The sequence below is a fragment of the Bradyrhizobium sp. genome (assembly GCF_049512235.1).
GTDB lineage: Bacteria > Pseudomonadota > Alphaproteobacteria > Rhizobiales > Xanthobacteraceae > Bradyrhizobium.
This window is the reverse complement of sequence record NZ_JBEKXH010000038.1, coordinates 1-24,439: the sequence shown is the minus strand read 5'-3', so window position 1 is coordinate 24,439 and position 24,439 is coordinate 1. Positions and strand designations below refer to the sequence as shown.

At 62.3% G+C, this 24,439-nt stretch carries 31 protein-coding genes and 1 pseudogene; 18 read left to right on the top strand and 14 right to left on the bottom strand.

The features are described from left to right. The first annotated feature begins 383 nt into the window (after positions 1–383). Complete coding sequence (locus ABSG20_RS05825) at positions 384–830, top strand: nuclear transport factor 2 family protein (protein ID WP_423863543.1); 447 nt, start codon at positions 384–386, stop codon at positions 828–830. A gap of 485 nt (positions 831–1,315) precedes the next feature. Here the strand turns inward: ABSG20_RS05825 and ABSG20_RS05820 are convergent, their stop codons facing one another. From ABSG20_RS05820 to ABSG20_RS05810, 3 genes are all read right to left on the bottom strand, one after another. Then, positions 1,316–1,615 (bottom strand): nucleotidyltransferase family protein, encoded by a 300-nt coding sequence (locus tag ABSG20_RS05820; protein ID WP_423863542.1) that lies wholly within the window; start codon positions 1,613–1,615, stop codon positions 1,316–1,318. Positions 1,616–1,651: 36 nt separating this feature from the next. Next, a complete protein-coding gene (locus ABSG20_RS05815; RefSeq protein ID WP_423863541.1) occupies positions 1,652–2,632 on the bottom strand; it encodes a Bug family tripartite tricarboxylate transporter substrate binding protein in 981 nt (326 codons plus the stop codon). A 333-nt stretch (positions 2,633–2,965) separates the two neighbouring features. Continuing rightward, positions 2,966–3,892: a G1 family glutamic endopeptidase gene (locus ABSG20_RS05810; protein ID WP_423863540.1), complete on the bottom strand. Its 927-nt coding sequence runs from the start codon at positions 3,890–3,892 to the stop codon at positions 2,966–2,968. 72 nt (positions 3,893–3,964) lie between these two features. Here ABSG20_RS05810 and ABSG20_RS05805 point away from each other — a divergent pair, with 72 nt between their 5' ends. The 3 genes from ABSG20_RS05805 (at position 3,965) to ABSG20_RS05795 (ending at position 5,515) form a co-directional block, all read left to right on the top strand. Next, the gene (locus ABSG20_RS05805; protein ID WP_423863539.1) at positions 3,965–4,675 is read left to right on the top strand and encodes a DUF1842 domain-containing protein; all 711 of its coding nucleotides are present in this window, start codon (positions 3,965–3,967) and stop codon (positions 4,673–4,675) included. A gap of 83 nt (positions 4,676–4,758) precedes the next feature. Then, on the top strand, positions 4,759–5,031 hold the full coding sequence (locus ABSG20_RS05800) for a class I SAM-dependent methyltransferase (protein ID WP_423863545.1): 273 nt from the start codon (positions 4,759–4,761) through the stop codon (positions 5,029–5,031). Next, positions 4,970–5,515, top strand: a complete 546-nt coding sequence (locus ABSG20_RS05795; RefSeq protein ID WP_423863538.1) for a GNAT family N-acetyltransferase — start codon at positions 4,970–4,972, stop codon at positions 5,513–5,515. Before ABSG20_RS05800 ends, ABSG20_RS05795 begins: the two co-directional genes overlap by 62 nt. Here the strand turns inward: ABSG20_RS05795 and ABSG20_RS05790 are convergent. The 7 genes from ABSG20_RS05790 to ABSG20_RS05760 form a co-directional block, all read right to left on the bottom strand. Continuing rightward, positions 5,460–5,768: a type II toxin-antitoxin system RelE/ParE family toxin gene (locus ABSG20_RS05790; RefSeq protein WP_423863537.1), complete on the bottom strand. Its 309-nt coding sequence runs from the start codon at positions 5,766–5,768 to the stop codon at positions 5,460–5,462. The two genes, ABSG20_RS05795 and ABSG20_RS05790, sit on opposite strands and share 56 nt — an antisense overlap. Beyond that, on the bottom strand, positions 5,758–6,036 hold the full coding sequence (locus ABSG20_RS05785; protein ID WP_423863536.1) for a ribbon-helix-helix domain-containing protein: 279 nt from the start codon (positions 6,034–6,036) through the stop codon (positions 5,758–5,760). Before ABSG20_RS05785 ends, ABSG20_RS05790 begins: the two co-directional genes overlap by 11 nt. Positions 6,037–6,135: 99 nt before the next feature. Then, positions 6,136–6,846, bottom strand: coding sequence for an ABC transporter ATP-binding protein (locus ABSG20_RS05780; RefSeq protein ID WP_423863535.1), 711 nt, complete (start codon positions 6,844–6,846; stop codon positions 6,136–6,138). After that, complete coding sequence (locus ABSG20_RS05775; RefSeq protein WP_423863534.1) at positions 6,843–7,595, bottom strand: ABC transporter ATP-binding protein; 753 nt, start codon at positions 7,593–7,595, stop codon at positions 6,843–6,845. The genes ABSG20_RS05780 and ABSG20_RS05775 overlap by 4 nt, the downstream gene beginning before the upstream one ends. Further along, positions 7,592–8,545: a branched-chain amino acid ABC transporter permease gene (locus ABSG20_RS05770; protein WP_423863533.1), complete on the bottom strand. Its 954-nt coding sequence runs from the start codon at positions 8,543–8,545 to the stop codon at positions 7,592–7,594. Before ABSG20_RS05770 ends, ABSG20_RS05775 begins: the two co-directional genes overlap by 4 nt. Then, entirely contained in the window at positions 8,542–9,441 is a 900-nt protein-coding gene (locus ABSG20_RS05765; RefSeq protein WP_423863532.1) for a branched-chain amino acid ABC transporter permease, read from the bottom strand. Before ABSG20_RS05765 ends, ABSG20_RS05770 begins: the two co-directional genes overlap by 4 nt. Before the next feature lie 3 nt (positions 9,442–9,444). Further along, the gene (locus tag ABSG20_RS05760) at positions 9,445–10,680 is read right to left on the bottom strand and encodes an ABC transporter substrate-binding protein (protein WP_423863531.1); all 1,236 of its coding nucleotides are present in this window, start codon (positions 10,678–10,680) and stop codon (positions 9,445–9,447) included. A gap of 668 nt (positions 10,681–11,348) precedes the next feature. On the opposite strand from ABSG20_RS05760, the pseudogene ABSG20_RS05755 reads away from it, so the two are divergent. The 5 genes and pseudogenes from ABSG20_RS05755 to ABSG20_RS05735 all read left to right on the top strand — a co-directional run bounded on the left by ABSG20_RS05755 (position 11,349) and on the right by ABSG20_RS05735 (position 13,548). After that, a pseudogene (locus tag ABSG20_RS05755) lies at positions 11,349–11,639 on the top strand (type II toxin-antitoxin system RelE/ParE family toxin). Continuing rightward, positions 11,639–11,968, top strand: coding sequence for an addiction module antidote protein (locus tag ABSG20_RS05750; RefSeq protein WP_423863530.1), 330 nt, complete (start codon positions 11,639–11,641; stop codon positions 11,966–11,968). The pseudogene ABSG20_RS05755 and the gene ABSG20_RS05750 overlap by 1 nt, the downstream one beginning before the upstream one ends. 95 nt (positions 11,969–12,063) lie before the next feature. Continuing rightward, positions 12,064–12,303: a hypothetical protein gene (locus tag ABSG20_RS05745; protein WP_423863529.1), complete on the top strand. Its 240-nt coding sequence runs from the start codon at positions 12,064–12,066 to the stop codon at positions 12,301–12,303. Positions 12,304–13,019: 716 nt separating this feature from the next. Beyond that, positions 13,020–13,325, top strand: coding sequence for a BrnT family toxin (locus tag ABSG20_RS05740; RefSeq protein WP_423863528.1), 306 nt, complete (start codon positions 13,020–13,022; stop codon positions 13,323–13,325). After that, positions 13,294–13,548 carry a CopG family antitoxin gene (locus tag ABSG20_RS05735; protein WP_423863527.1) on the top strand — a complete coding sequence of 85 codons (255 nt, stop codon included), beginning with the start codon at positions 13,294–13,296 and terminating at the stop codon, positions 13,546–13,548. The genes ABSG20_RS05740 and ABSG20_RS05735 overlap by 32 nt, the downstream gene beginning before the upstream one ends. A gap of 201 nt (positions 13,549–13,749) precedes the next feature. Here the strand turns inward: ABSG20_RS05735 and secB are convergent, their stop codons facing one another. Continuing rightward, positions 13,750–14,235, bottom strand: a complete 486-nt coding sequence (secB, locus tag ABSG20_RS05730) for a protein-export chaperone SecB (RefSeq protein WP_423863526.1) — start codon at positions 14,233–14,235, stop codon at positions 13,750–13,752. A gap of 484 nt (positions 14,236–14,719) precedes the next feature. Here secB and ABSG20_RS05725 point away from each other — a divergent pair, with 484 nt between their 5' ends. The 3 genes from ABSG20_RS05725 to ABSG20_RS05715 all read left to right on the top strand — a co-directional run bounded on the left by ABSG20_RS05725 (position 14,720) and on the right by ABSG20_RS05715 (position 17,687). Next, a complete protein-coding gene (locus tag ABSG20_RS05725) occupies positions 14,720–15,424 on the top strand; it encodes a Tim44/TimA family putative adaptor protein (RefSeq protein WP_423863525.1) in 705 nt (234 codons plus the stop codon). Positions 15,425–15,633: 209 nt separating this feature from the next. Beyond that, a complete protein-coding gene (mltA, locus tag ABSG20_RS05720; protein ID WP_423863544.1) occupies positions 15,634–17,094 on the top strand; it encodes a murein transglycosylase A in 1,461 nt (486 codons plus the stop codon). Next, complete coding sequence (locus ABSG20_RS05715; protein ID WP_423863524.1) at positions 17,091–17,687, top strand: Smr/MutS family protein; 597 nt, start codon at positions 17,091–17,093, stop codon at positions 17,685–17,687. The genes mltA and ABSG20_RS05715 overlap by 4 nt, the downstream gene beginning before the upstream one ends. On the opposite strand, the gene ABSG20_RS05710 is transcribed toward ABSG20_RS05715, so the two are convergent. From ABSG20_RS05710 to hslV, 3 genes are read right to left on the bottom strand one after another with little or no spacing between them, the layout of a single operon-like run. After that, a complete protein-coding gene (locus ABSG20_RS05710) occupies positions 17,684–18,772 on the bottom strand; it encodes a hypothetical protein (RefSeq protein WP_423863523.1) in 1,089 nt (362 codons plus the stop codon). The genes ABSG20_RS05715 and ABSG20_RS05710 overlap by 4 nt on opposite strands. A gap of 25 nt (positions 18,773–18,797) precedes the next feature. Next, positions 18,798–20,099 carry an ATP-dependent protease ATPase subunit HslU gene (gene hslU / locus ABSG20_RS05705; RefSeq protein ID WP_423863522.1) on the bottom strand — a complete coding sequence of 434 codons (1,302 nt, stop codon included), beginning with the start codon at positions 20,097–20,099 and terminating at the stop codon, positions 18,798–18,800. A 10-nt stretch (positions 20,100–20,109) separates the two neighbouring features. Beyond that, a complete protein-coding gene (gene hslV, locus ABSG20_RS05700) occupies positions 20,110–20,670 on the bottom strand; it encodes an ATP-dependent protease subunit HslV (protein WP_423863521.1) in 561 nt (186 codons plus the stop codon). A 282-nt stretch (positions 20,671–20,952) separates the two neighbouring features. On the opposite strand from hslV, the gene hisB reads away from it, so the two are divergent. From hisB to hisF, 6 genes are all read left to right on the top strand, one after another. Next, positions 20,953–21,546 (top strand): imidazoleglycerol-phosphate dehydratase HisB, encoded by a 594-nt coding sequence (gene hisB, locus ABSG20_RS05695; protein ID WP_423863520.1) that lies wholly within the window; start codon positions 20,953–20,955, stop codon positions 21,544–21,546. A gap of 33 nt (positions 21,547–21,579) precedes the next feature. Then, positions 21,580–22,110 carry a DUF2628 domain-containing protein gene (locus ABSG20_RS05690; protein ID WP_423863519.1) on the top strand — a complete coding sequence of 177 codons (531 nt, stop codon included), beginning with the start codon at positions 21,580–21,582 and terminating at the stop codon, positions 22,108–22,110. Continuing rightward, the gene (hisH, locus tag ABSG20_RS05685; RefSeq protein WP_423863518.1) at positions 22,107–22,757 is read left to right on the top strand and encodes an imidazole glycerol phosphate synthase subunit HisH; all 651 of its coding nucleotides are present in this window, start codon (positions 22,107–22,109) and stop codon (positions 22,755–22,757) included. The genes ABSG20_RS05690 and hisH overlap by 4 nt, the downstream gene beginning before the upstream one ends. Further along, positions 22,745–23,497 (top strand): 1-(5-phosphoribosyl)-5-[(5-phosphoribosylamino)methylideneamino]imidazole-4-carboxamide isomerase, encoded by a 753-nt coding sequence (gene hisA, locus ABSG20_RS05680; protein WP_423863517.1) that lies wholly within the window; start codon positions 22,745–22,747, stop codon positions 23,495–23,497. The genes hisH and hisA overlap by 13 nt, the downstream gene beginning before the upstream one ends. Before the next feature lie 96 nt (positions 23,498–23,593). Then, positions 23,594–23,881, top strand: coding sequence for a hypothetical protein (locus ABSG20_RS05675; protein WP_423863516.1), 288 nt, complete (start codon positions 23,594–23,596; stop codon positions 23,879–23,881). Position 23,882: 1 nt separating this feature from the next. Continuing rightward, on the top strand, positions 23,883–24,439 hold a 557-nt coding region (gene hisF / locus ABSG20_RS05670), incomplete at its 3' end, for an imidazole glycerol phosphate synthase subunit HisF (RefSeq protein ID WP_423863515.1).

Here is a 24,439-nt window from a genome sequence, read left to right as displayed (position 1 = left end):
AGCTAACACCGCCGATGCCGCGCCCCCACCCCACCCTCCCCCGCGAAGAGCGGGAGAGGGAGTGAGAGGCTGATGCTCGTCGCTTGAAATGATAGGTTTCATGGAATTGGTCGTCTAGACTTCGTCTAGACTGTTGTGCCTGGCGAGAGCCTCGGCGGCGGCGGCCGATCCTGCTGGCACCGAGGCTCACCGAGGCCGATCGCGCCGCAGCTCAGGCCCGATGGCCACAAGGTGGGGACAAAACGCCGCTCACGGCCGTCCGGAGGCCTGGCAGGGTCAAATCATTGATCGGTCGCCGGCTTCGGAAATGGGGCCAAGCCGCCCTCGACAAAGGCGATCATGACTGCAAAACTCACCTCATAACAGAACAATGGAGGAAACAAATGGATATCGATCGTCGCCGCCTGGCCTTGCCGGCGCTCGCCATTGGACTGCTGGGAGTGGTCCCGGCCTTCGCGGCAGCGGACGAAGAGGCCGTGGCGGAGAATGTTGAGGCATTCCGCGCAGCCCAGGTCGCCGCCGACGCCAAGGCATTGGACACACTTTGCGCCGCCGAACTCAGCTACAGCCACTCCGATGGCCGGGTTGAGGACAAGGCAACCTTCATCGCCAACGCTACCAACGGAAAATCCAAGTTCCTGTCGCTGGCCTACCAGGACATCACCATTCGTGTGGTCGGCGCGGCTGCGATCGTGCGTTTCCACTGGTTGGGTGAGAGCGAGGCCGTCGCCGATGGCAAGAAAAGCGCCACCAATCTCCACATCCTGATGAACTGGCAGAAGCAGGGCGCGGACTGGAAACTTCTGTCTCGCGCGTCAACCAAGCTCTGATGGCGGCGCAAAGCGTTTTCTACCACGTCCTCGACACTAACCTTGTCGAGACCGGCCAAGCGAGAAGCCTTCTCGTAAAGCTCGTCATCTATATGAACCGTCACGTCGGCCATCTCGCATCCCCTCAGCCAAAGCGTTTGATCGTTCACCCCATCAACTCCGCCGGGAGACGTGAAACCTGTCATTTCAGGCCACGGGCATTGGCCTCTCACTCCCTCTCCCGCTCTTCGCGGGGGAGGGTGGGGTGGGGGCGCGGCATCGGCGGTGTTGGTTACGTGTGGCCGCGATAACAGATCGATGGATTTTCGCCCGGGGCTTCCCCCACCCCAACCCTCCCCCGCGAAGGGCGGGAGAGGGAGCGCCGCATCGCAAGCGTCGATATGATCAGAACTTCGGAAACGCAGAACCAGCCGCCGGACTCGTCAACCCAGGTCTCGATGAGGACGATCGCGCCGAGCGCGTCACGAAAGCATTTCGCAATGCGTTCAGAAAGCGTCAACGCGGTCCCGCTCCACCGCGGCCCTCAACTCCGGCTGCCTGATCGGCTCGGCGACGACGTCCACTTCCATCCCGGCAAAGCCCTCTTCGAGGACGGTCTGGACGCCGCCGAGATCGAAGAGGTTCAGTTGCCTGTCTGCGGCGGGCGCGACCACGACATCGATGTCGCTGCGTGCACCGGCCATGTCGCGGCCGACCGACCCGAATATGCCGGCACGCGCGATCCCGCGCGCCTCAAGGAGAGGGCGCAGAGTTTGCAGAACCTCGATGGCGCGGGCCCGATTCATGACGGGAATTATAACATGAAAGGGAGGAGGCAGGACTCACTGCGCCTTGATGTTCGCTGCCCGGATCACCTTGACCCATTTCTCAAGTTCGATTTTGATTTGCGTGGCGAATTCCTCTGGTGTACTCGCAACCGGCTCGAAGCCAAGCGCTACCAAGCGCTCCGCTACGTCTTGCAGTGTCATGCTCCTGGCGATCTCGCGATTGAGATGCGTGATGATCTCGCCAGGCGTTCCGGCCGGGACAAAGACACCGAACCAATTGTCAAGCTCGATGTCCGGATAGCCGGCGTCTGCCATGGTTGCCACGTCGGCGAGCGCCGGCAGCCGCGTCTTGTACGCCACCGCCAGCGCGTGCAGCTTGCCGTCCTTGACCTGCGGCACAATTGGCGCCGGCGCGGCAAGGCAGATCGTCGTATGGCCCGCGACCGTCGAGGCGACTGCCAAGCCCGCGCTATTGTAGGGTATATGTACAAGGTCGAGGTCGAGCGAATGACGTAACATTTCGCCCACCAGATGTCCTGGCGTCCCCACTCCTGCCGTCGCGTAGTTGTATTTGCTGGGACTGGTTTGGATGAGGACAATCAGATCCTTGACCGTCTGCGCTGGCACAGAGGGGTGGACCGCGAGCACCACAGTTGTGCGGACCGCGAGCGTCACCGGATCGAACGACTTGCGGGCATCATAGGGGATCCTATCATACAGCGCCGGATTGATCACATAGCTGGGCGGAGTAACGAGGATGGTGTAGCCATCGGGCGCCGCCAGAGCCGCTCGGCCCACACCGATATTGCCGCCGGCACCGCTGATGTTTTCGACGTAGAACTGCTCTCCAAGCTGCTCGGACAACTTTTGTGCGATGATGCGGCCGAGAACATCGGCGTTCCCGCCAGGCCCGAACGGAACGATCACACGCACCGGTCGCGCCGGGTAGGCTTGCGCCCACGCGAAGCGTGACGAAGTCGGCAGCGCGGCGGCCCCCGCGGCCACTTGCAGAAACTGCCGGCGGAGAAGGTTCAAAGGTCCCTCCCGTTTCCAGGGTCTTCTATAACGAATACGCCTCTTTCCGCGTCATGAGAACGGTCTTACTGAAGATCACGTTGGGGTCGACCGTGCGACTGCTGCTGTCGGAACTACGAGCTGCGAAGATGGCGGTTACGCCTTCGGCTCCAACCCGCCCTGCGCTTCATGGCAAGCAGATAGGCGGCGGGGGGCGCGTCGGGATGGCGGCCTTGTTCCGAGTTCTTGAGCGTTGCCAGCGGAGCCGGCGGCCACAGGTCGCTTCGCTTTTGAACAAAAGCAGCCGCACCGCGGGTCAAATGAAGCTCCGCGGTGCGCCATGAAGGTTGGAAATTAAACGTAGGATACCTCAACCTCGCGCGTGCCGACGATCTTGCCCTTCGAGATGACGCCGCCACTTGAGTTCAGCATGTTGATGGTGTTGCCTTTATCAGGGTAGAGTACCTTGTCTTTCACGGTTACGGCAGCGCAGTTGGTGAATTTTACCGTCGTGTATTTCGCCAATTCCGCGGCCTTGTGGGGCCCTGTTTCCAGGGCCTCCAGGATCCACTCGGCGCAATTGCCTTGGAGCACAGTTCCGGACGGAGCCGTGGCCACGAAAAACAAGGCAAAACCCTGGCTGTTGTTGGACAGCAGGATCAGTCCGCTGTTGGGATTGGCGGATCCTGCCAGCATCGGGATGCACTGGATCCAGCCGAAGAATTGGTCGCCCGCCTTTGCGGGCATATTGGTGATCCAGTATGAACCCGCGGGGTACCACTCCCACCACGGGTTATACGCTACCTGCTGCTTTCCGCCGGAAGTCAGGATGTCGGCGTCGCAACCGGCCTGAAGCACGTCGCCGGAGCTTTCGTCGCCATCGATGCCCACCCACGAAGACGCCGTGTACCAGATGCCGTCATTGGCGCCGGAGGGAAGCGCAGGCGTGGGAATGTTCCAGGTTCCGTTGACATCCCAGATCTTGTCCCCGGTGGGGTCATAGACAACGCCCCCGGACCAGATACCGCTGGTTTCGACGCCGTGGGCGCGGTTCAGGCGGGGCAGGCCCGAGCGCTTGCGGTCGCGGAGTTTGAATTCGGGCTCGATGATGCGGACGCCCTTGAGGGCCTGCAAGAAGCGCTGCCGCGCCTCCTCGGTGGGGAATTTCGGTATTCCGAAACGTTCGCGCTCAGCCTCCGTGGCTTTTCCGAAATCAAAGTTGGCGGGAGGCGCAGGGTAGGTGGTGACTTTGAGCCCATTGGCAAGCTTCAATTCTTTCATGACCAAGTCTCCTTCAGGGAAAAAAACGACGCGCCGGCGGCGCACTAAAATCGGACTAACAATCAGGCGACTATGCTCGACCTGACAACCCTCAGTTTAATGGCGCCCGCGTGCGTTGGCAAGGTGGTGGTCGTCCCTCTGATGGGGATGTCGTCTGATCTGAACCGAGGTCTCGCAGGATGGGTGGAGCGAAGCGATACCCATCTGTTTTGCCGATGGGTTTCGGGAAGGGCTCAACCATCCACGCCTGAAAAAAAATCGCCAATGTGTGAATTGCATCTCTTTTCTTTTTCTAGCTGCGCGTGCTTATGCGATCCGTGCGCGGAATCCAGGAATGACCCGCGCAGTTTCAGAAACAACGGATCATTTTGGAGAAAACTAGCTATGGCCGAAGAAAATCCGATCGGATATTACATTGTTTCAGTTCAGGTTTCGCCGCCCGGTCTTGCCGGCGCCAAGACGTTGAGGATGAAACTCGGCGTGAATGCACCGAATGGCCATGTTCAAGGCTCCGGTGAAGTGACGCAGGCCCTGCCCCCGCCTTTTGGCACGACGCCGATCCCGCATATCAGCGGACACCTGCAGCCCACTCCCGTGCCGGAACTGATGATGGTGCATCTGATCGGTGAGGCGATCGTGCCGCCGCCGCCGAACCAGCCGATCACCATCACTGAGAAGTTCGTCGCATCGCTGGTCATTAACCGGCAGTGGGAAGGCACAGGTTCGTTCACGGTCGGATCGAACACGGTGACGCATTGCAAGGTGACCAAGATCGAGAGATAGGATCTTTGGTGAGCGAGACGTCCTGAGATCGGTGGGGCGGGATTTGTTTCCCGCTCCTTCGATCGAACCATCCGATCGCGTTGATGGCGCGCGCCCGCCTGCCGCTGTCGGTTCGATGCGAGTATTCCTCAGGCCGGACCTTTGCCGAGGAGATGGCTTGGCAATGGATTCAATGGGCGCGCGCTCCCGGACACGACAGTTATTGGCGGTTTCATCGCGACCAATTCCTTCGTCTCTTGCCCGCGCCGGGGCGGCTAACGCTGGACATCGGGTACGGCGAAGGACGGCTCGCGCGTGACCTCAGGCAACTCGGGCATCGTATCGTCGGCATCGACAGTTCGCCCTCTCTCCTCTGACCGGCTGCTCATTCGCGAGTTTCTATCTTCAGACCTTGATGCCTTTTGTCAGTATGTGCAGTCGGAGCACCATTGGCGTAGCACACCGGATGGACCGCCGGCCACAGAACGTGTGGAGGATCTGATCAAGCACTTTTTGCAGACCCAGACCAACGACCCGCGGGCAGAGTTTCACCTCGCTGCGGTCGACAAGTTTTCGAACGAATTCGTCGGTGCAGTAGACCTTGGTACGTTCGCCCCTTGGCGGCAAGGGACGCTCGGCTGGGGTGTTACCGTAAACCACTTTGGTCAGGGGCTGGCAACCGAAATGGGCCGCGCCATGGCGTTGAGCTCTTCGCGAAACCCACCAATTCCGCCGCTAAAACTGATCAGTAAATGTGGAAGTCTGTCCGCGTTTTTCACCGGTTTTCGCAACGGGCGCGGCACCCCTATTTCCGCTTGCGGAGATCGCCCGCAAAATCACGCCCCGCATAACCGATGGTGATAATCTCGACCCGTGAGTGCCGCACGCGGTAGGCGATCGTCACCCGGCGCTCCATGGTGATGGTGCGCAAGCCCGGCAGAATGTCGTCGCGTTTACGGCCGCGCTCGGGAAATTCCGCCAGCGCCATGCACGCCGAGTAAATCCGGCCGAGGTAGCCGTCGGCGACCGCGAGGCCTGCCTCGCCGGCGATGTAGGCGCCGAGTTCCGCCAGCCGGTGTTCTGCGCGGCGGAGGAAAAAGACCTTATGCGCCACTCTTGGCGGCTTTCGCCTTGCGCGCCACGCGTGAGCGCACCCGCTTGAAAACCTCGTCGATTGGGGCAGGGGCCCGCTTGTCGGCAATCGCGGCCAGCACGTCCGAGCGGAGCCATTCGTCGAAAACCACATCACGCTGGCGCATAAGCTTCAGCGCGTCGCTCACCACTTCGCTGGCGTTCTCATAGCGGCCTGAATTGAGCTGCTGCTGCAGGATCGTCCGCTGCGTTTTGCCGAGTTCAATACTGATTGCTTTTGGACTTGCCATAAGTTTGTCTTTCGTTCTGCATCAGAATAACACGGCGTAGCCCTGGATTGAAGCGCGAAGGGCGGATCGTGGTCCGCCATTATGGATGACAAGCCATCGCTACATCGCCAGATAGCGCCGGCGGATATCTTCATTGCCGGCAAGGCCTTTCGTATCCTGGCGATGCACCACCCTGCCGCGATCGATGACGAGGGCCTCTTCGGCAATTCGCGAGCAGAAATGCATGTTCTGCTCGGCCAGCAGGATGGTGGCCCCACTCGCACCCAGTTCCCGCAGCACCTTGCCGATGGTGGCGACCACGATCGGGGCGAGGCCCTCGCTCGGTTCGTCGAGCAGCAGGACCAGGGGATTGCCCATCAGGGCGCGGGCGATCACCAGGAGTTGCTGCTCGCCGCCGGACAGGCGGCCGGCCTGGCGCGACCGCAGATTGGCGAGCAGCGGGAAGGTTTCAAAGATGCGCGGCAGGGTCCAGTCCCGCCGTCCGTCCGGACCGCTCTTGGCCGCGATCAGGAGATTGTCCTCCACGCTGTGCTCGGGAAAGACCTGCCGGTCCTCGGGCACGTAAGCGAGGCCGAGCCGCGCGCGCGTATAGGCTGGCGCGTGGGTGACGTCGCGGTCGGCGAAAAAGATGCGGCCGCCCCTGGCGGGCACGATGCCCGCGAGGGTCTTCATGGTCGTGCTCTTGCCGGCGCCGTTACGCCCCAAGAGCGCCAGCGTATGCCGTTGCTTGAGGGCGAGATCGACACCGAACAGGATCTGGCTCGCGCCGTAGAAGGCGCTCAATCCCTCGGCGCGCAACAGGTCCGTCATGCCGCGTCCGCCTCGGTGCCGAGATAGGCCTCGATCACCGCCTGGTTGTTGCGGATCTCGTCGGGCGTGCCTTCGGCGAGGACGCGGCCATAGCACAAGACTCGGATGGTGCTGGCGACCTGGAACACGATGTCCATGTCGTGCTCGATGAAGACCAGCGTCAGCTGGCGCTGCTCCCACAGCACGCGCACGCGCTCGATCATGCGCCAGCGCTCTTCCGGGCCCATGCCGGCGGTCGGCTCGTCGAGCAAGAGCACCCTCGGTTCGAGCGCCAGCGCGATGGCGATATCAAGCAGCTTCTGGTCGCCGTGGGAAAGGATCGCGGCCTTGACGTTCGCGACCTCTGTCAAGCCCACCAGTTCCATCACCTGTTCGGCGCGTCCGGATACACCGGGTGGCGGAAAGCGGTGCGAGAGATTGCCCCACTGGCCGAGATGGGCGGTCACAGTGGCCATCAGGTTCTCCTTAACCGTCATGGTCGGAAAGCAGCTTGCCACCTGAAAGGCGCGGGCGATTCCCCGGTGCATCCGTTCGGTCTTGGACAGATGAAGGATATCCCGGCCGTCGAGCAACACCTCTCCCGAGTCGGCCGCGAAGGCGCCGCTGATCAGGTTGAAGAAGGTGCTTTTGCCGGCGCCGTTTGGACCGATCACCGCCGACAACGAGCCCGACGGAAAGGTCAGCGACACCTCGTCGATGGCCCGCACGCCACCGAAGGTCTTGCAGAGATTTTTGATCTCGAGCTTCATCGTAAGCGTCCGGGCCATGCCAGTCTGAGAAAATCGAGCACGCCGCGGCGGAGCCCGAGCGCGAAAGCGAGGATCACGATTCCCAGAACCAGCCCCTGATATTCGGTGAAGCGGGTGACGACGTCGTTCAGCGCAAGCAGGATCATCGCGCCCAGGACGGGTCCGAGGAAGCTGTTGATGCCGCCCAGCATGACGGCAAATATCGCCTGGCCGGAATTCGGCCAGTCGGCGAGTTCGGGATAGGCACCGGAGACGAACAGCGCCGCCAGCACGCCGCCCAGGCCCGCGAAGGCGCCGGCGATCGTGAAGGCGAAGAGCCGGGCTTGCCACAGCACGATGCCCAAAAAGCTGGCGCGGTTCTCGTTGTCGCGGATCATGCGCAAGGTCTGGCCAAACGGGCTCGCCGAGATGTGATGCAGCGCCAAGAGGCCGAGCACCGCGGTGACCGCGCAGAACTGGTAGAGATGAAGCTGCGAGGCGAGCTCGAAGCCGAAAATCTCGCGGCGGGGGATGCCGCCGCGCAGGCCCTGGTCGCCGCCGGTGAGGCTCTGCCAGGAGATGATGATGCTGTAGAACAGCATCTGCACCGCGAGCGTGAGGAAGGCGAAGTAGTCGGTGCTGAGGCGAACGCAGATCGCGCCGACGCCGAGCGCGGCCAAGGCCGTGACCAGCACCGCGAGCACGGCGGCTGCGGGCAGCGGGAGGTCGGTCAGCTGCATCGTCAGCGCGAAGGCATAGGCGCCGACGCCGTAGAACATGCCGTGTCCGAACGAGACCATGCCGGTATTGCCGACCAAAAGGTTGAGCGAGGTCGCAAACAGCGCCATCGCGCTCAAGCGGATGATGAAATCTTCGAAGGCAGGGCTGCGATGCAACAGTGGGATCGCCAGCACGACGATCAGGGCCAGGATAGCGATGGCCGCATCGCGCAACGCCGGGCGGCTCTTCATAGCCTTCGACCGAACAGGCCCTGCGGGCGCAGCAGCAGGATGGCGATCATCACGATGTAGATCAGTCCATCGGTGAATCTCGGGAAACCGATGGTGCCGAAGCCGCGGACCATGCCGATCATGAGCGCCGCGACCAAGGCTCCCGCGATCGAGCCCATGCCGCCGATCACCGTGACGATGAAGCTCTCGATCAGGATCGAAAAGCCCATGCCGGGCGACAGCGAACGCACGGGGGCCGCAAGTGCGCCGGCCAGCCCCGCCAACCCGCCGCCGATGGCGAACACGATCGCGAAAAGCAAGGACGTGTTGACGCCGAGCGCCGAAACCATCTGGGCGTTGACCGCGGCGGCGCGCACGGTCTTGCCGAGCCGTGTCATCGACAGGCCGAGGCCGAGTACGACCGCGATCAGCGCCGCGATGCCGACCAGAACGGCGTAGAAGGGCGGCACCACGCCGCCCGCAATATAGAGCGGCGGCACCTGGAAGGCCGCCGGCATCCCCATGGCATGGAACTCGGGTCCCCAGATGATCTTCACGAGGTCGTCGAAGATCAGCACGACCGCATAGCAGATCAAAAGCTGCATCAGCACGTTGGAGCCATAGACGCGGCTGATCAAAGCGCGTTCGAACACGACGCCGCCCAGCGCGGTCGCGAGCGTCCCGCACACGACCGCCAGCGCGTAGCTGTCGGTTGCGCCGAGCGCGCTATAGGCGATGTAGCCGCCCAGCATGTAGAAGGTGCCATGGGCGAAGTTGACGATCTTCAGCACGCCGAAAATCAGGGTCAGGCCGGCGGCGACAAGAAACAGCAACATGCCGACGATCAGCCCGCTCGTGGCCTGGGTAACCACGCAGGCGGAGGTCGAAAGGCAGGCGCCGAGCGCGTCGAGGTCCATCGCTCAGATGTAATTCTGCTGCTTCTTCCACTCCGTCTCAAGCTCGATGATCCGGCCCCAGTCGGCGGCCTTCACATCGACGATGAAGGGCTCCTTCGGCGTGGTCTGGCCCCAGCCGATGGCGTAGTCGATCGTGGTGTGGTCGTCGCGCATGGTGATGGTGCCGTCGAAGCCGAACGGCGTATTGATCTTGGTGCCGATGAGTGCCGCGGCGAGAGCCTTGCCATCGAGCGAGTTGGCCTTCTTGATGGCCGCCTCGTAGAACTGCATCGCCACCGTGTTCTGCCACGACCAGTTGGTCGGCCGCTCGTTCCACTTCTTGAGATAGGCCTGGCCCCATTCCTTGTTGGCGGGCGTATCCGGAAAGGTCTCCAGGTAGCGCGTCGCCGACTGGATGCCGGCCGGCAGGTTCTTGATGGCGGCCATCACGGGATAGTCGACGTTCGGCGTTGCCACCGTCATCTGCGCGAACAGGGCATAGACGTTGCCCTGGTTGACGAAGGCCGAGAGGTCGCCGGCATAGAGCAGCGTGAACAGCGCCTGCGGCTTGGCCTGGAGCAGCTTGGTGATGACCTCGGTGAAGTCGGGCTGGCCGAGCTTGGGCCAGGCCTCGGTGATGACCTCGACGTCCGGCTTGAACTTTTTGAAGAATTGCAGGTACTGCGCGGTGGTGTCGCGGCCATAGGCGTAGTCCGGCGAGCAGGTCGCCCACTTGTCGAGTTTCTTGGCCTTCGCGTATTCGGCGAGATAGATGCTGCCGGCCACGGCGTCGTGCACGCCCTGGCGCGCGACCCGGAAGGCGGTGGGGGCGCGGATCTTGGGGTCGGCGGTCAGCGACGAGGTCTCGCTGTTGGTGTGGATGCAGGCGATGCCGAGGTCGCGGACGACTTCCTGGACGGCGAAGGACGCCGACGAGGCCTCGGCATCGACGAGAAGCTCGCAACCCGTGCTGTTCACCAGTTCGCGCGCCACGCGGGCCGCCTCCTGGGGCTGGCCCTTCGAATCGCGGAAGACGAATTCGATGGGCCGGCCGAGAAAACCGCCTGTCGCGTTGATGCGATCCTGCTCCATCATCAGCGCATTGCGCGAGGAGGTGCCGAGCAGCGCGATCGGTCCCGACAGAATGCTCTGCATGCCGATGCGCAGCGTATTGGCCTCTGCCCGCGCCACCCAGGGAGCGGCCAGCAGGCCAGCCGTACCACCGGCCAACAGGGTGCGACGCGTGATAAGTCCGCTCATCGAACTGAACCTCCCCTTGAGCCTATTGCCGCCGCCCATTTTTTTGGGACGAACGGTTGTTTTTTAAGCTGGCAGCATAGGCCGGCGATAGCGTTCGGATCAAGTCGGCATTTGTCAGCTCGCGCCGGGGTTTGGGGGTGCGCCGGCTGGGCAGCGGGAGCGGCACCGAACGGTCGGCCAGTGTCCGCTCGATTGCGGGCTTGAGCGGTTCTCGGTTGCGACACGCTCGGCCTGCATTTGCGCAAACGACCGCGCCACCGGTATCGATCGCGATCGATGGGTGAGGAATTCTGGGCGCCTGCGCACGAGACGCGGGTTCGTATCAAACCCCGGCTCGAAACAGGTCCGATAGGGTGCTATTCCAGCGCGTCATTGCGAGCCAATCGGGCGCGCGAACGCGCGCTCGATCGAGCGAAGCAATCCATCGCCGCCACAGAAAGAAAAGCTGGATTGCTTCGTCGCAAGAGCTCCTCGCAATGACGGTTGAAGTTCTTATCAACTCACCGAAGCATTAGCGGTCTCATTGTGCGCTCCTCTTTTTGCTGCAATTCAGATCAGCTCGTAGGTTGGGTTGAGCTCTTCGCGAAACCCAACACCTTCGCTGGAACCATGAATCATGAACGATGGGTATCGCTTGACGCGCTGTAGCCTATGGACTACAAAGCTTGATGGTCGAGGTGCGTCAGACCGAAGAGTTTTCGGGCTGGCTGCACCGTCTCAGGGATGCCGATGCGGTCGCGCGCATTGTCGCCCGCATTCGCCGCATGGAGATGGGAAATCCCGGCGACGCCAGAAGCGTCGGTCACGGCATCCTCGAAATGCGAATCGACTAGGGGCCAGGTTACCGGATTTACTATGTGCATCGCGGCGCACAAATTGTGATCCTGTTATGTGGTGGCGACAAACGCACGCAACCAACGGATATCAAACGGGCCCAGAAGCTGGCGGAGACATGGTGATGCCCAAGGTGATGCTCAAAACAACGCGATTTGATGCCGCCGACTATCTCGACACCGAAGAGCGTCAGGTTGCCTATATTGTGGTGGCGCTCGAATCCGGCGACGCGGATTTCGTGCGTGACGCGCTCGGTCTCGTTGCGCGTGCGCGCGGCATGGGCGGGATTGCGAAGAAGGCCGGCTTGAACCGTGAAAGCCTGTACAAGGCGCTCGGGGAGACCGGCAATCCCGAATTCGGCACGGTCATGCGCATTGTTCGCGCGCTGGGTCTAACCCTTTCAGCGCGCCCCGTGGCGAGTGGACAGCCGTCAAAGCGGCGCCGGGTCGCCTGAGATAGAGACAAGCGCGGGCATGACGATACAGAGCTCGTAGGGCGGATCGTGATCCGCCGCCATGTATCCGGACCACTGACCAAGGGCTCGAACCTTTGCCTCGGCACGGGTGGGAACGGCTACGCTTCCTTAAGCTCTATCGCCGCACCAAAGACCCGGTCTGGCTCGACCGCGCCCGCCAGTTCGCCATGACCGCCATCGTCCAGTATCGCCGCGCTCACCTCGTCGCTGGCCGCGGACGCTATACGCTTTGGACCGGCGATGTCGGGCTTGCCATTTACCTTCGGGATTGCATCACCGGAGAGCCTTGCTTTCCGATGATCGATGTGTTCTGACCCGAACACGGCGACACGTCGGAGTTGGCAAAGACGCGCGCCGAGAATGAGCAAGCGAAAATAATATGCTGCGCAAACTGCGCCGTTTTGTCTTGAACAATCCCTGTCGACCGATAAATAATTGGCGAGCCACGTTTCGGAGGATGCCAATGTGGCATTGAATATTTACTGCGCTGCCGATACGCGAGATCGCCGAGGAGAAAGGCGTCGGCGCTCGGACGGCTTGGACGGCGGCTAGAGGCCACGCTGACGGCACTTGCCGTATGCCCGAGGACGGCCTATTCCGATCGAAAAATCCGCGAACAACCTCGCCCACGTGATGCAGGTCTACGGGGTGCCGAACGAGGTGTACGCCCACATGGGGCCATTGGCCATGCCGAGTATCCATCCGACGAAGACCACAGGGGTCTGAGGAAGCGCCGACGCCAATGTTCCGAAGCGGCGATAGGCCGATCTGGAAGGAGTTTCAGGGCGCTTAGCGGCGTCATTGTGCGCTCTTCTTTTGGCTGCAATCTTGTCGTGCCGTTCCATCCGCCGCCCTTTGCGCCGTTCCCACCATTTCGCATGCTAAAAGAGGGTGGGCACGCCATCGAGTACGCGCATTCGCGCGTCTCGCGGGCTTTGTTTTGCCCACCATACAGAATTATTGGGCGGTCCGGAATGACGCCTATTTACAAATGCCTATACAAACGCCTACTGTGTTATGAGCAGGGATTATGGAATTTGCGGGTTTTGATTGGGATCGCGGCAACCGGAAGAAGTGCCAAAAACACGGGGTTTCAATCGCCGAGATTGAAAGCATGTTTGATCATGTTGTGAGGATCGCGCCAGACCTACACCATTCTCTGACCGAGGAACGGTTCAAGGCCATAGGTAAAACCGATACCGGGCGAAACGTTCTCGTGGCCTTTACGCTCAGGCGGCGTGGTGACAGCAGCCTTCTTCGGCCGGTCAGCGCCCGCTACATGCACCAAAAGGAGGTGGCCTATTATGAAAAAGAAACTTCCAACCCTAACGAGTGATGCCGAAGCCGAGGCATTCGTTGCTAATGCCGATCTCGGCGAATACGACCTGGCGGGCATGGTTCCAGTGCGTTTTGAGTTAAAGCGCAAAGACAAGTCTGTGAATCTAAGGCTGCCCGCGCAACTTCTTGAAGCTGTGCAAACTCAGGCGAAGCGCGTAGGCATGCCCTATCAGCGCTTCATTCGCATGGCGCTTGAGCGCGCCCTGCACGATCCGAAGTGAATGGGAAATGAAGAATCCACCCATCATTGCGGAAGGCATGCAACGTCGTACGTGCCTCGATCTCGTGCGACAAACACGAGTCCGACTGCTGGTTCCGATGTGCCCTGCGGTTGAGTCTCCGCATGGAAGACGTGGATGCCCGCGACAAGCGCGGGCATGACGATAGCGAGAGCGATTCGATCTTTCGGGAGTATGCGCTAGCTAGCTCGGCTTGACCTGGGCCTGGGCGGCGGCCTGCCGTTCCATGTTCTGGCGGTAGAGGCCGACGAAGTCGACCGGGTCCAGCATCAGCGGCGGAAAGCCGCCATCGCGCACCGAGGTCGCGATGATTTCGCGCGCGAACGGGAACAACAGCCTGGGGCATTCGATCATGACCAGCGGATGCAGGTTTTCTTTCGGCACGTTGACAATGCGGAACACGCCGGCATAGGCGAGATCGAAGCTGAACAGGGTCTTGCCGCCGTTTTCCGCCTTGCCCTCGACCGAAAGCGTCACCTCGAACTCGTTTTCCGCGATATTGTTGGCGCTGACGTTGATCTGGATGTTGATCGCGGGCTGCTGCGGCTGCGGCGCCAGGGAAGCCGGCGCGTTCGGATTTTCAAACGACAGGTCCTTGGTATACTGCGCCAGCACGTTCAGCTGGGGAGGAGGGGCCGGCTCTTGAGGCGTGCCGTTGCCGTTGGTCATGGAAGTCTCTCCTGGAGCGGGCGAGCGAGGACCGGCTTTGCGACTGAAATCGCTCGGGGGCGAAAATGTCTTTGTCGTGGCGAGTGGCTATCATAGCCGCGCCTCGTTCCACAAGGATGACGATCGCGCGGTCGACGCCAACCACCCAACGGACCAGCGGGCGCGCCAGACGTGCAACATGGCATCCTCGGCCAGACCCCATGCGTGCACCCTAAATTATTGAATATGCGCGATTTCCGGGCATAATCGGGTTTCCCCTTGCAGCCAAAACGCGCTACAACCCGCTGTCGGAAAACAGCCGAGAGCAAAAGCTGGGACTGTTTCCGCCGGCTTTGCATTTCATGCCAGACGCTCATTGGCCTGGCCGGGGTTCGTGCCTACATGTTGCAGGCCGATCCATGATGTAATCTTTGCCGTTCTCCCCAAGGGAAATGCTCTACCGCTGGGCCCGTTGCCGGCGTGAGAACCAGAAAGCGAATGCGACGTGGATATTTATACCATCATCTTCCTGGCCCTGGCCGTCTTCATCTTCCTCCGTCTGCGTAACGTCCTCGGACAGCGCACCGGAAACGAGCGGCCGCCCTATGATCGCGCGGCGCGCAATGTGGTGCAGGGCGCACCCGACAATAACGTGGTTCCGCTGCCGGGTGCGGTGATCGACCAGGCGCCGCTGGCGCCGGCCGCCGAGGTGGCGCCGCCGACCGACCGCTGGAAGGGGCTGGCCGAGCCCGGCACACCGTTGGCGCAAGGGCTCGATGCCATCGCCGCCCAGGATTCCTCGTTCGATCCGCGACATTTCCTCAGCGGCGCGCGCGGCGCCTACGAGATGATCGTGCTGGCATTCGCAAACGGCGATCGCAGGGCGCTGAAGGATCTGTTGTCGTCAGAAGTTTTCGAGAGTTTCGAAAACGTCATCCGGGATCGCGAGAAGCGCGAGCAAAAGACCGAAACCCGGTTCGTTTCGATCGACAAGGCCGAGCTGGTCAACGCCGAAACCCGGGATCGGGCGGCGCAGCTGACGGTTCGCTTTGTTTCGCAGATGATCTCGGTGACCCGGGACAAGACCGGCGCGATTGTCGACGGCAATCCGGACAAGGTCACCGATATCACCGATGTCTGGACATTCGCCCGCGACACCACTTCACGCGATCCGAACTGGAAGCTGGTTGGCACCGGAAGCGCTCACTAGAGCGCTTCCCGATTAGCTTGAATCGGAAAGCGCCCTAGTTGTTCTTTATTTGTCGCATTTTCTTACGGAAAGCCGGTGTCCACCTTTCCGGAAAATGCTTTAACGCGCGGGGTATCAGAGCAACCGCCGCTGCGTTCGGTGTCATCGCCGTCGTGTCGTCGCTGGCCCCGTTTGCGGCATTTGCCGCACGCACCACGCACATCCATCATATGGCGCAGCCTGCGCACCGGCATCTGCCCTATCCCACGCTCGCCTGGCCCCTTGAGATCTCCGGCAGCCAGTATGTTCCGGTCGCATGGAGCGATATCGCGGGCTGGGACGAGGACGACCATCTGCAAGCCTACCGGGCGTTCCGCATCAGCTGCCAACAGATATCGGCGCAGCCGACGCCGTCGGCCGATCCCAGGGCATTGGGAATATCGTTACGCGAGCCCTGCCGCGCGGCCAGAGCCGCTGATGTCAGCGATGGTGCCGGGGCCAAGGCTTTCTTCGAAGCGCAGTTCATGCCCTTGCGCATCTCGCGGCTTGGCGAGGAGCAGGGTTTTGTCACCGGCTATTACGAGCCCGTGCTCGATGGCTCGCGGACGCAAACCGATGTCTATACCGTGCCGCTCTATCGCCGCCCCTCCAACCTGTTTGTCCGCGGCTTCAGGCAAAGCGATGCCGGCTTGCCCAACAAAGGCGAGGTGTTCCGCAAGATCGGCCGTCGCAAGCTCGTGCCCTATTACGACCGTGCCGAGATCGAGGATGGGGCGATCGCCGGCCGCGGCCTCGAAATCTGCTGGCTGAAGAGCCAGACCGATCTGTTGTTCGCGCAAATCCAGGGCTCGGCGCGGATCCGCCTCGAGGATGGCTCGACCATCCGCATCAACTACGATGCCCATAATGGCTATCCCTATACGGCGGTCGGCCGCATCCTGATCGACCGCGGCATCATCCCGAGAGAGCAGATGTCGATGCAGCGCATCCGGGAATGGATGGAGCAAAACCCCGACGGCGCCGGCGAATTGCGCCGGCAGAACCGCTCCTATGTATTCTTTCGCGAGGTGCAGCTTGGCGACAAGGATGAAGCCGTCGGCGCCGAGGGCGTGCCGCTGACGCCGGGCCGGTCGATCGCGGTCGACAGGGCGTTGCACGTCTACGGCACGCCGTTCTTCATCGAAGGCGAGCTGCCGATCGAATCGGCGCAATCCAGGACGCCGTTTCGCCGGCTGATGGTGGCGCAGGATACCGGCTCGGCGATCACAGGCCCGGCGCGTGCCGATATCTATTACGGCGCCGGCGCCGAAGCCGGACGGGTGTCCGGCCGCTTCCGGCACAATGTGCGTTTTGTCATGCTGGTGCCGAGGAGCCTCGATCCGATCGGCCGGGGCCGCAAGATGCCGCTGCCGGATGCCAGGCCATCGGCTAAAATCGCAAAACTGTTTCCGCAAGCAGATCCGCCCGGCGATCAACGCAAAGATCAGAATGACGGCGCCAAGCCGCCGCAGGCCGTGAAGCCGCCGCAGGCTTCCAAACTGCCGCAGCCATCGACGACCCGCGCGCCCGCTTCGGCTACGCCAATGGCTGCCGCGGTAGCGGTGCCGCTGCCCGCAGCGCGGCCCAGCGTCAAACCAGGCGGCGAACGCCATCGCCCACCTCGCCACCACATTTATCGTCGTCGAAGATGAAACGTTCTGCCTCGCCCCGGATCCCGGAATTGCCGGCGCCGCCGCATCGCAAACGCAGCTTGAGCGAAGAAGAGCGCGCGCTCTGGGAAAATGTCGCCAGGCAGGTAAAACCGCTGCGGAAAAAGCCGCGTTCCGTCAAGAAAGAGGCGGAAACGGCGGCGGCGGCAAAGTCCGCAGCTGCGTCGAAGCCGCATGTCCCCGCCAGGGTCAAACCCGCAGCGAAGCCCGATTTGCCGCCGGCCACGCCGCCGCTGGCGCCGCTGGGGCGGCGTGAGCGTTCGCAATTGTCCCGCGGCAAGAAAGAGATCGACGCCCGGCTCGACCTGCACGGCATGACCCAGAGCCGCGCGCACCGCGCGCTCGCAGGCTTCCTGCAGCGCGCCCACCGCGATGGCCTGACGTTCGTACTGGTCATCACCGGCAAGGGCCGCACTGTCGGAGCCGAATCCGAGCGCGGCGTACTGCGCCGCCAGGTGCCGCTGTGGCTCGGTCTGCCGGAATTCCGCGCGCTGGTGGTTGGGTTCGAAGAAGCCCATGTCGGCCATGGCGGCGAAGGCGCGCTCTACGTACGCATCAGGCGATCGCGAATCTAGAACGGCCGGACGATGCCGACCCGCGGCACCAGCGTGACGACCCAGCCGAGCAGGGTGACCTTGCGCTCATCACCTGGGATCGGCGGCACGCTTTGCGAAGCGGGCAAGCTCTTGACCGCATGCAGGATCAGGAACATGCAGACCGCCCAGTTCGAAATCCACCTGGAATAGTCGAACACGATTGCAAACATGATGAGATAGGCCGCGCTCACCGCCACGATGGCGGCAATGACCACGCGGCGATGAAATTCGATTGCAAGTGCGCGGATCGAATCGCCAAAATATTTCCAGAGCGGGGCGTGCAGCCAGATCAAGAGGGCAAACACGGGAATGCCCAGGAGATTGGAGGGCATGCGCGCCCAGGTATCTGCGATTTCCCTGGCCAGCGGCTGATACCAGATATAGCTGAAGCTCAAGAGATCGGTCCGGGTGGGATCGGCCATGCGGCTCTGCAGGTAGCGGGAGAACTGGTCCGGCGGCACTGCCAACGATCCCAGGAATTGCGCCGCGAAGAACAGTAACCCGACGCAGGCGATCGCGGCGATCCCGACGATGGAATTTTGCCGGCTAAAACCCTGCGCCAGATAATAGCGCAGCACCACGATGACCGCGATGGTCGGCACATACATCAGGAGGTGGATGTGGTGGATCAGGATCAGGATCATCGAGGCGGCAGTGGCGAGTGCCACGAAAGCCAGCGAATACGCCGGCGCCAGCAATAGCCCGATCGCGACCGCGCAGCCGTAGATATCGAAGTGCCCCAGCGTGTGCATGAAATTCTTCAGGAAAAACGGCGAGCCGGCCATGAACACCAATAGCGGCGCATGCGCATCGTCGAAACCAAAGGTGCGCCGGAACAGTTTTACGAACAGCGCCAGCGTGACGAGCCAGACCGCGCCGCCGAGCGCAAATACCAGCCACACCGGAATCTTCGCAAAGAACAGCGCCATCACCGCGCCGATCAGCGCGCGCTTGGTAAAGCCGAAATGATAGTCGACCAGAAGATGGATGTAGGGAACGTAGGGCTCGCGGGTGATCTTGTAGAGAAAAACCCCTGCTACCACGGCGAAATTGACCGCCAGCATCAGGCGCCAGGGGTTCTCCCGCATCTTAAAGAATGAACCGGCTCAGATCGGCGTTCTTGGCGAGATCGCCGACGTGCTTCTGCACATAATCGGCATCGATCCGGATGGTCTCGCCATTGCGGTCGGGGGCGGCGAACGAAATCTCGTCGAGCACGCGCTCCATCACCGTCTGCAGCCGTCGCGCGCCGATATTTTCCACCGTGGAATTGACGGCGACCGCGACGTCGGCAAGCGCGTCGATGGCCTCCGCGGTGATGTCCAGCGTCACGCCCTCGGTCTGCATTAATGCGACATACTGCTTGATCAGGGAGGCTTCGGGCTCGGTCAGGATGCGGCGCATGTCGTCGCGGGTCAGAGCATCGAGCTCGACGCGGATCGGCAGCCGCCCCTGCAATTCGGGCAACAGATCCGACGGCTTGGCGATGTGAAAGGCGCCCGAGGCGATGAACAGGATATGGTCGGTCTTGACCGCGCCGTGCTTGGTCGAAACCGTGGTGCCTTCGATCAGGGGCAACAGATCGCGCTGCACGCCCTCGCGCGAGACATCGCCGCCGCTGCGGCCATCACGCACGCAGATCTTGTCGATCTCGTCGAGAAACACGATGCCGTTATTCTCGACCGCGTTGATCGCTTCCTGGACCAGGGAATCGGTATCCAGGAGCTTGTCGGATTCCTCATTGACGAGGAGTTCGTGGGAATCCACAACCGTCAGCCGCCGGGTCTTGGTGCGGCCGCCCAGCTTGCCGAAGATATCGCCGATCGAGATGGCGCCCATCTGCGCTCCGGGCATGCCGGGAATCTCGAACATCGGCATGCCGCCTGAGGATTGCGTCTCGACCTCGATTTCCTTGTCGTTGAGTTCGCCCGAGCGCAGCTTCCTGCGGAACGAATCGCGGGTGGTGGAGCTGGAGTTGGCGCCGACCAGGGCGTCGAGCACCCGCTCCTCGGCGGCGAGCTGGGCGCGGACCTGCACGTCCTTGCGCTTGCGTTCGCGCACCTGCGCGATGCCGACCTCGAGCAGATCGCGGATGATCTGCTCGACATCGCGGCCGACATAGCCGACCTCGGTGAATTTGGTGGCCTCGACCTTGATGAACGGGGCGCCGGCGAGCTTGGCCAGCCGGCGTGCGATCTCGGTCTTGCCGACGCCGGTCGGCCCGATCATCAGGATGTTCTTCGGCAGCACTTCCTCGCGCAAGTTGCCGGTGAGCTGCAGCCGCCGCCAGCGGTTGCGCAGCGCGATCGAGACCGCGCGCTTGGCGTCGGTCTGGCCGACGATGAAACGGTCGAGTTCGGAAACGATCTCACGGGGGGAAAAGTCGGTCATGGGTCCTAGCTCAGCCTGCGCTCAACGTCTCGATCGTGACATTGCGATTGGTATAGACGCAAATGTCGGCGGCGATATCGAGCGCCCGGCGCACGATGGTCTCGGCATCCTTGTCGCTATCGACCAAAGCGCGGGCCGCGGCTAGCGCATAATTGCCGCCGGACCCGATCGCCATCACGCCGGCTTCCGGCTCCAGCACGTCGCCGGTCCCGGTCAGAACCAGCGACACTTCCTTGTCGGCGACGATCATCATCGCCTCCAGCCGGCGCAAATAGCGGTCGGTGCGCCAGTCTTTTGCCAATTCGACCGCGGCGCGGGTCAGTTGGCCCGGATATTGTTCGAGCTTGCTTTCCAGCCGCTCGAACAACGTAAAGGCATCCGCTGTCGCGCCGGCGAAGCCGCCGATGACGTCGCCCTTGCCGAGCTTGCGGACCTTCCTGGCGTTGGATTTGATCACGGTCTGGCCGATCGAGACCTGGCCGTCGCCGCCGATCACCACCTTGCCGCCCTTGCGAACCGTCAGGATGGTGGTGCCGTGCCAGACCGGCGGCTGGGCATCTGATGCCTGCATGAAGTACCTCGCATTTCCCTTCGGGCATCTAGGGATTGCCGTCCGGGGTTACAATCTCAGCGGCTTGGGGCGTCCTCGAGCGCAGCCTGCCCGGGCCTAAAATCAGGGTCGAGCGCGGACATCAAGGCCGTCGGGCAGAAGGCCGGCGGCCGGAATCCGCTCACCATGGGCCCAGGTTCACACCTTGATCAGCCATCCCGCAGTAGCGAAGGGCAAGTGAGCCTGTTAAAGAGGTGGGCCTGTCAGAAGGGTGCGTTTTCAGCACGGGAAAGCCCTGTTTTCATGCGCATATCGACCATCAAGCGCAAGACCAAGGAGACCGATATCGAGGTCACCGTCAACCTCGACGGGTCAGGCCTGTCCGACGTCTCGACCGGCATCGGCTTCTTCGACCATATGCTGGATCTCTTGGCCCGGCATTCGCGCATCGACATCTCGGTGAAGGCGGTCGGCGACCTGCATATCGACCACCATCACACCACCGAGGATGTCGGTATCGCGCTCGGCCAGGCCGTCAAGCAGGCGCTCGGCACCATGGCCGGCATCACCCGCTATGCCTCGGTCCACATGCCGATGGATGAGACGCTGGCGCGCGTGGTGATCGATATTTCGGGACGGCCGGTGCTGGTATTCAAGGTGGTTTTTCCGCGCGACAAGATAGGCCAGTTCGACACCGAGCTGGTGCGCGAGTGGTTCAATGCCTTCGCGATCAATGCCGGCGTGACTTTGCACGTCGAGACCCTATATGGCGAGAACAGCCATCACATCGCCGAATCCTGCTTCAAGGGTCTGGCGAGGGCGCTGCGTGCTGCGGTCGCGATCGATCCGCGCGCCGCGGGCGAGGTGCCATCCACCAAGGGTCAGCTTGGCGGCTGATTTCCTGTTCCTGTTTTCGGCGGAGAGAAAGCGATGCCGGTCTACACAGTTCATGCTCCTTTGACCAATGGTACGGAGCTCCGCTCAACCGACGGCTTCGCCTTCGTTCGCGACGGCTTCCATGTCTGGGCGGCGCTGCTCGGCCCGGTCTGGCTCGCCGGGCATCGGCTGTGGCTGGCGCTGCTCGGCTGGATCGTCGTGGTGATCGCGATCCAACTCGCAATGGTGAAACTCGGGGCCGGCGGTACGGCGATCTTGTCGGTGGATGTGCTGATGGCGCTGTTGATGGGATTTGAAGCGGCCAGCCTCTGGCGCTGGACCTTGTCACGGCACCGCTGGCGTCAGCTCGACCTCGTGGTGGCCGATGACGAGGAAGCGGCGGAGCGGCGTTTCTTCGATCGCTGGATCGCCGGGCAGCGCGGGTTCGGCAACGATCAATCCGGGGTCGACCGCGGCGGACCGCCGCCGCCGCGCAATATTGCGGGCCAGCCATTTTCGCGGCCGCCGCCGCTGCCGCACAGCGACATCATCGGATTGTTTCCGGAGCCGGGAGCCTCGCGTTGAGTGTTGCCATCATCGATTACGGCTCCGGCAACCTGCACTCCGCCGCGAAGGCGTTCGAGCGCGCCGCGCGGAGCATGGAAAACCCGCCAAAAATCATGGTGACGCGCGATCCCGATGCCGTCTTTCGCGCCGATCGCATCGTACTGCCCGGGGTCGGCGCCTTCGCCGATTGCCGGCGCGGGCTGGACGCGCTCGACGGCATGATCGAGGCCATGACAGAGGCCGTGCGCCACAAGGCACGGCCGTTCTTCGGCATCTGCGTCGGCATGCAGCTGATGGCGACCCGCGGCAAGGAGCATGTCGTAACCGACGGGTTCAACTGGATCAAAGGCGAGGTCGAAAAGATCTCGCCGCGAGAGGACAATTTGAAAATTCCGCATATGGGCTGGAACACGCTCGACATGGTCCGGGAGCATCCCGTGCTCGAGCGCCTGCCGCTCGGCCCACACGGCCGCCACGCTTATTTCGTGCACTCCTTCCACCTCCATGCGACCGACGAGGCGGACGTGCTGGCGCGCGCCGATTACGGCGGTCCGGTGACGGCGATCGTCGCCAAGGATACCGCGATCGGGACCCAGTTTCACCCGGAGAAGAGCCAGCGGTTCGGGCTCGCTCTGATCGCGAACTTTCTGAAATGGAAGCCGTGATTCTTTTTCCCGCCATCGATCTGAAAAACGGCCAGTGCGTGCGCCTTGAGCAGGGCGACATGGCGCGCGCGACCGTGTTCAACCTCGATCCCGTGGCGCAGGCGCTTAGCTTTGCCGCGCAGGGGTTCGAATATTTGCATGTGGTCGATCTCGACGGCGCCTTTGCCGGCAAGCCGGTCAACGCGCCGGCCGTCGAGGCGATGCTTTCGGCCATCACCATGCCGGTCCAGCTCGGCGGCGGCATTCGCGATCTTAAAACCGTGGAAGCCTGGCTCGACAAGGGTGTGGCGCGGGTGATCATCGGCACATCAGCGGTGCGCGACCCCGAGCTGGTCAAGGGGGCGGCGAAGCGCTTCCCCGGCCGTGTCGCGGTCGGTCTCGATGCCCGCGACGGCAAGGTCGCGGTGCAAGGCTGGGCCGAGACCTCAGAGGTCTTGGCGCTGGAAATCGCCAGGCGATTCGAGGATGCCGGCGTCGCCGCCATCATCTTCACCGACATCGCGCGCGACGGTCTCCTGAAGGGCCTCAATCTCGACGCCACCATCGCGCTGGCGGAAGCGATCTCGATACCGGTCATTGCTTCGGGCGGGTTGGCGTCGATCGACGACGTCCGGGCGCTGCTGGCGCCCGATGCGAAAAAACTCGCCGGCGCGATCGCCGGCCGCGCGCTCTATGACGGCCGCCTCGACGCAGCCGCGGCGCTGGCGCTGATCCGTCGGTCGCGGGCTGACGTCAAATGATGAAGCTCGAGGAAATATACAAGAAGGGCCGGAAGCCCGTTGTTATCGACCCGACCAATGAGATAAGTCGCATCGAGCAAGATCACGGAGGTACCCATGAAAACCAGTCTTCTGGCCTTTGATGACGGCAATGGAGACGCTCTCAATCTGCGTGGCTTCGTCGATAGCCTCGACGAAAACGCCGAATTGATTGAGCTGGACGCCCACGTTTGCTTTATTCAAAGCACGTTGTCTGTCTCCGAATTGTCGGACCGGTTTCTCCAATTTGCCGGGTCACGGCTTTTCTTTGTTACGGATGTTACCTCCAGCGAATTCGCTGGCCGTATGCCGGGAGTCTATTGGGACTTTATCAAAAGCAGGTCCCTCGAATCCGCGGCTGAGTAAAATGTTCAAGGTCCGCGTCATTCCCTGTCTCGACGTCAAGGACGGCCGCGTCGTCAAGGGCGTCAATTTTGTCGATCTGCGCGACGCCGGCGATCCCGTCGAGGCGGCGATTGCCTATGACGCCGCCGGCGCCGACGAACTGTGCTTTCTCGACATTACCGCAACCCATGAAGATCGCGGCATCATGCTCGATGTGGTGCGGCGGACGGCGGAAGCCTGCTTCATGCCGCTGACGGTCGGCGGCGGCGTGCGCACCGTCGACGACATCAGGATTTTGCTGCGAAGTGGCGCCGACAAGGTGTCGATCAACAGCGCAGCCGTCAGCCGCCGCGAATTCGTCAAGGAAGCGGCCGAAAAATTCGGCGGTCAATGCATCGTGGTGGCGATCGACGCCAAGCGCGTCAAGCGCGGCGGCGGCTCGGAGCGCTGGGAAATCTTTACCCATGGCGGGCGCAATGCGACCGGCATCGACGCCATCGAATATGCAGAGGAAGTGGTCTTCCTCGGCGCCGGCGAAATCCTGCTGACCTCGATGGACCGCGATGGCACCAGGCAGGG

What these genes read in the sequence shown, in the direction of transcription:
- ABSG20_RS05825 (WP_423863543.1), top strand. Translation starts at nt 384, where the DNA reads ATGGATATCGATCGTCGCCGCCTGGCCTTGCCGGCGCTCGCCATTGGA.
- ABSG20_RS05820 (WP_423863542.1), bottom strand. Translation starts at nt 1,615, where the DNA reads ATGAATCGGGCCCGCGCCATCGAGGTTCTGCAAACTCTGCGCCCTCTC.
- ABSG20_RS05810 (WP_423863540.1), bottom strand. Translation starts at nt 3,892, where the DNA reads ATGAAAGAATTGAAGCTTGCCAATGGGCTCAAAGTCACCACCTACCCT.
- ABSG20_RS05805 (WP_423863539.1), top strand. Translation starts at nt 3,965, where the DNA reads ATGCTCGACCTGACAACCCTCAGTTTAATGGCGCCCGCGTGCGTTGGC.
- ABSG20_RS05800 (WP_423863545.1), top strand. Translation starts at nt 4,759, where the DNA reads ATGGCGCGCGCCCGCCTGCCGCTGTCGGTTCGATGCGAGTATTCCTCA.
- ABSG20_RS05785 (WP_423863536.1), bottom strand. Translation starts at nt 6,036, where the DNA reads ATGGCAAGTCCAAAAGCAATCAGTATTGAACTCGGCAAAACGCAGCGG.
- ABSG20_RS05780 (WP_423863535.1), bottom strand. Translation starts at nt 6,846, where the DNA reads ATGACGGACCTGTTGCGCGCCGAGGGATTGAGCGCCTTCTACGGCGCG.
- ABSG20_RS05775 (WP_423863534.1), bottom strand. Translation starts at nt 7,595, where the DNA reads ATGAAGCTCGAGATCAAAAATCTCTGCAAGACCTTCGGTGGCGTGCGG.
- ABSG20_RS05770 (WP_423863533.1), bottom strand. Translation starts at nt 8,545, where the DNA reads ATGAAGAGCCGCCCGGCGTTGCGCGATGCGGCCATCGCTATCCTGGCC.
- ABSG20_RS05765 (WP_423863532.1), bottom strand. Translation starts at nt 9,441, where the DNA reads ATGGACCTCGACGCGCTCGGCGCCTGCCTTTCGACCTCCGCCTGCGTG.
- ABSG20_RS05760 (WP_423863531.1), bottom strand. Translation starts at nt 10,680, where the DNA reads ATGAGCGGACTTATCACGCGTCGCACCCTGTTGGCCGGTGGTACGGCT.
- ABSG20_RS05750 (WP_423863530.1), top strand. Translation starts at nt 11,639, where the DNA reads ATGCCCAAGGTGATGCTCAAAACAACGCGATTTGATGCCGCCGACTAT.
- ABSG20_RS05740 (WP_423863528.1), top strand. Translation starts at nt 13,020, where the DNA reads ATGGAATTTGCGGGTTTTGATTGGGATCGCGGCAACCGGAAGAAGTGC.
- ABSG20_RS05735 (WP_423863527.1), top strand. Translation starts at nt 13,294, where the DNA reads ATGAAAAAGAAACTTCCAACCCTAACGAGTGATGCCGAAGCCGAGGCA.
- secB (WP_423863526.1), bottom strand. Translation starts at nt 14,235, where the DNA reads ATGACCAACGGCAACGGCACGCCTCAAGAGCCGGCCCCTCCTCCCCAG.
- mltA (WP_423863544.1), top strand. Translation starts at nt 15,634, where the DNA reads ATGGCGCAGCCTGCGCACCGGCATCTGCCCTATCCCACGCTCGCCTGG.
- ABSG20_RS05715 (WP_423863524.1), top strand. Translation starts at nt 17,091, where the DNA reads ATGAAACGTTCTGCCTCGCCCCGGATCCCGGAATTGCCGGCGCCGCCG.
- ABSG20_RS05710 (WP_423863523.1), bottom strand. Translation starts at nt 18,772, where the DNA reads ATGCTGGCGGTCAATTTCGCCGTGGTAGCAGGGGTTTTTCTCTACAAG.
- hslU (WP_423863522.1), bottom strand. Translation starts at nt 20,099, where the DNA reads ATGACCGACTTTTCCCCCCGTGAGATCGTTTCCGAACTCGACCGTTTC.
- hslV (WP_423863521.1), bottom strand. Translation starts at nt 20,670, where the DNA reads ATGCAGGCATCAGATGCCCAGCCGCCGGTCTGGCACGGCACCACCATC.
- hisB (WP_423863520.1), top strand. Translation starts at nt 20,953, where the DNA reads ATGCGCATATCGACCATCAAGCGCAAGACCAAGGAGACCGATATCGAG.
- ABSG20_RS05690 (WP_423863519.1), top strand. Translation starts at nt 21,580, where the DNA reads ATGCCGGTCTACACAGTTCATGCTCCTTTGACCAATGGTACGGAGCTC.
- hisA (WP_423863517.1), top strand. Translation starts at nt 22,745, where the DNA reads ATGGAAGCCGTGATTCTTTTTCCCGCCATCGATCTGAAAAACGGCCAG.
- ABSG20_RS05675 (WP_423863516.1), top strand. Translation starts at nt 23,594, where the DNA reads ATGAAAACCAGTCTTCTGGCCTTTGATGACGGCAATGGAGACGCTCTC.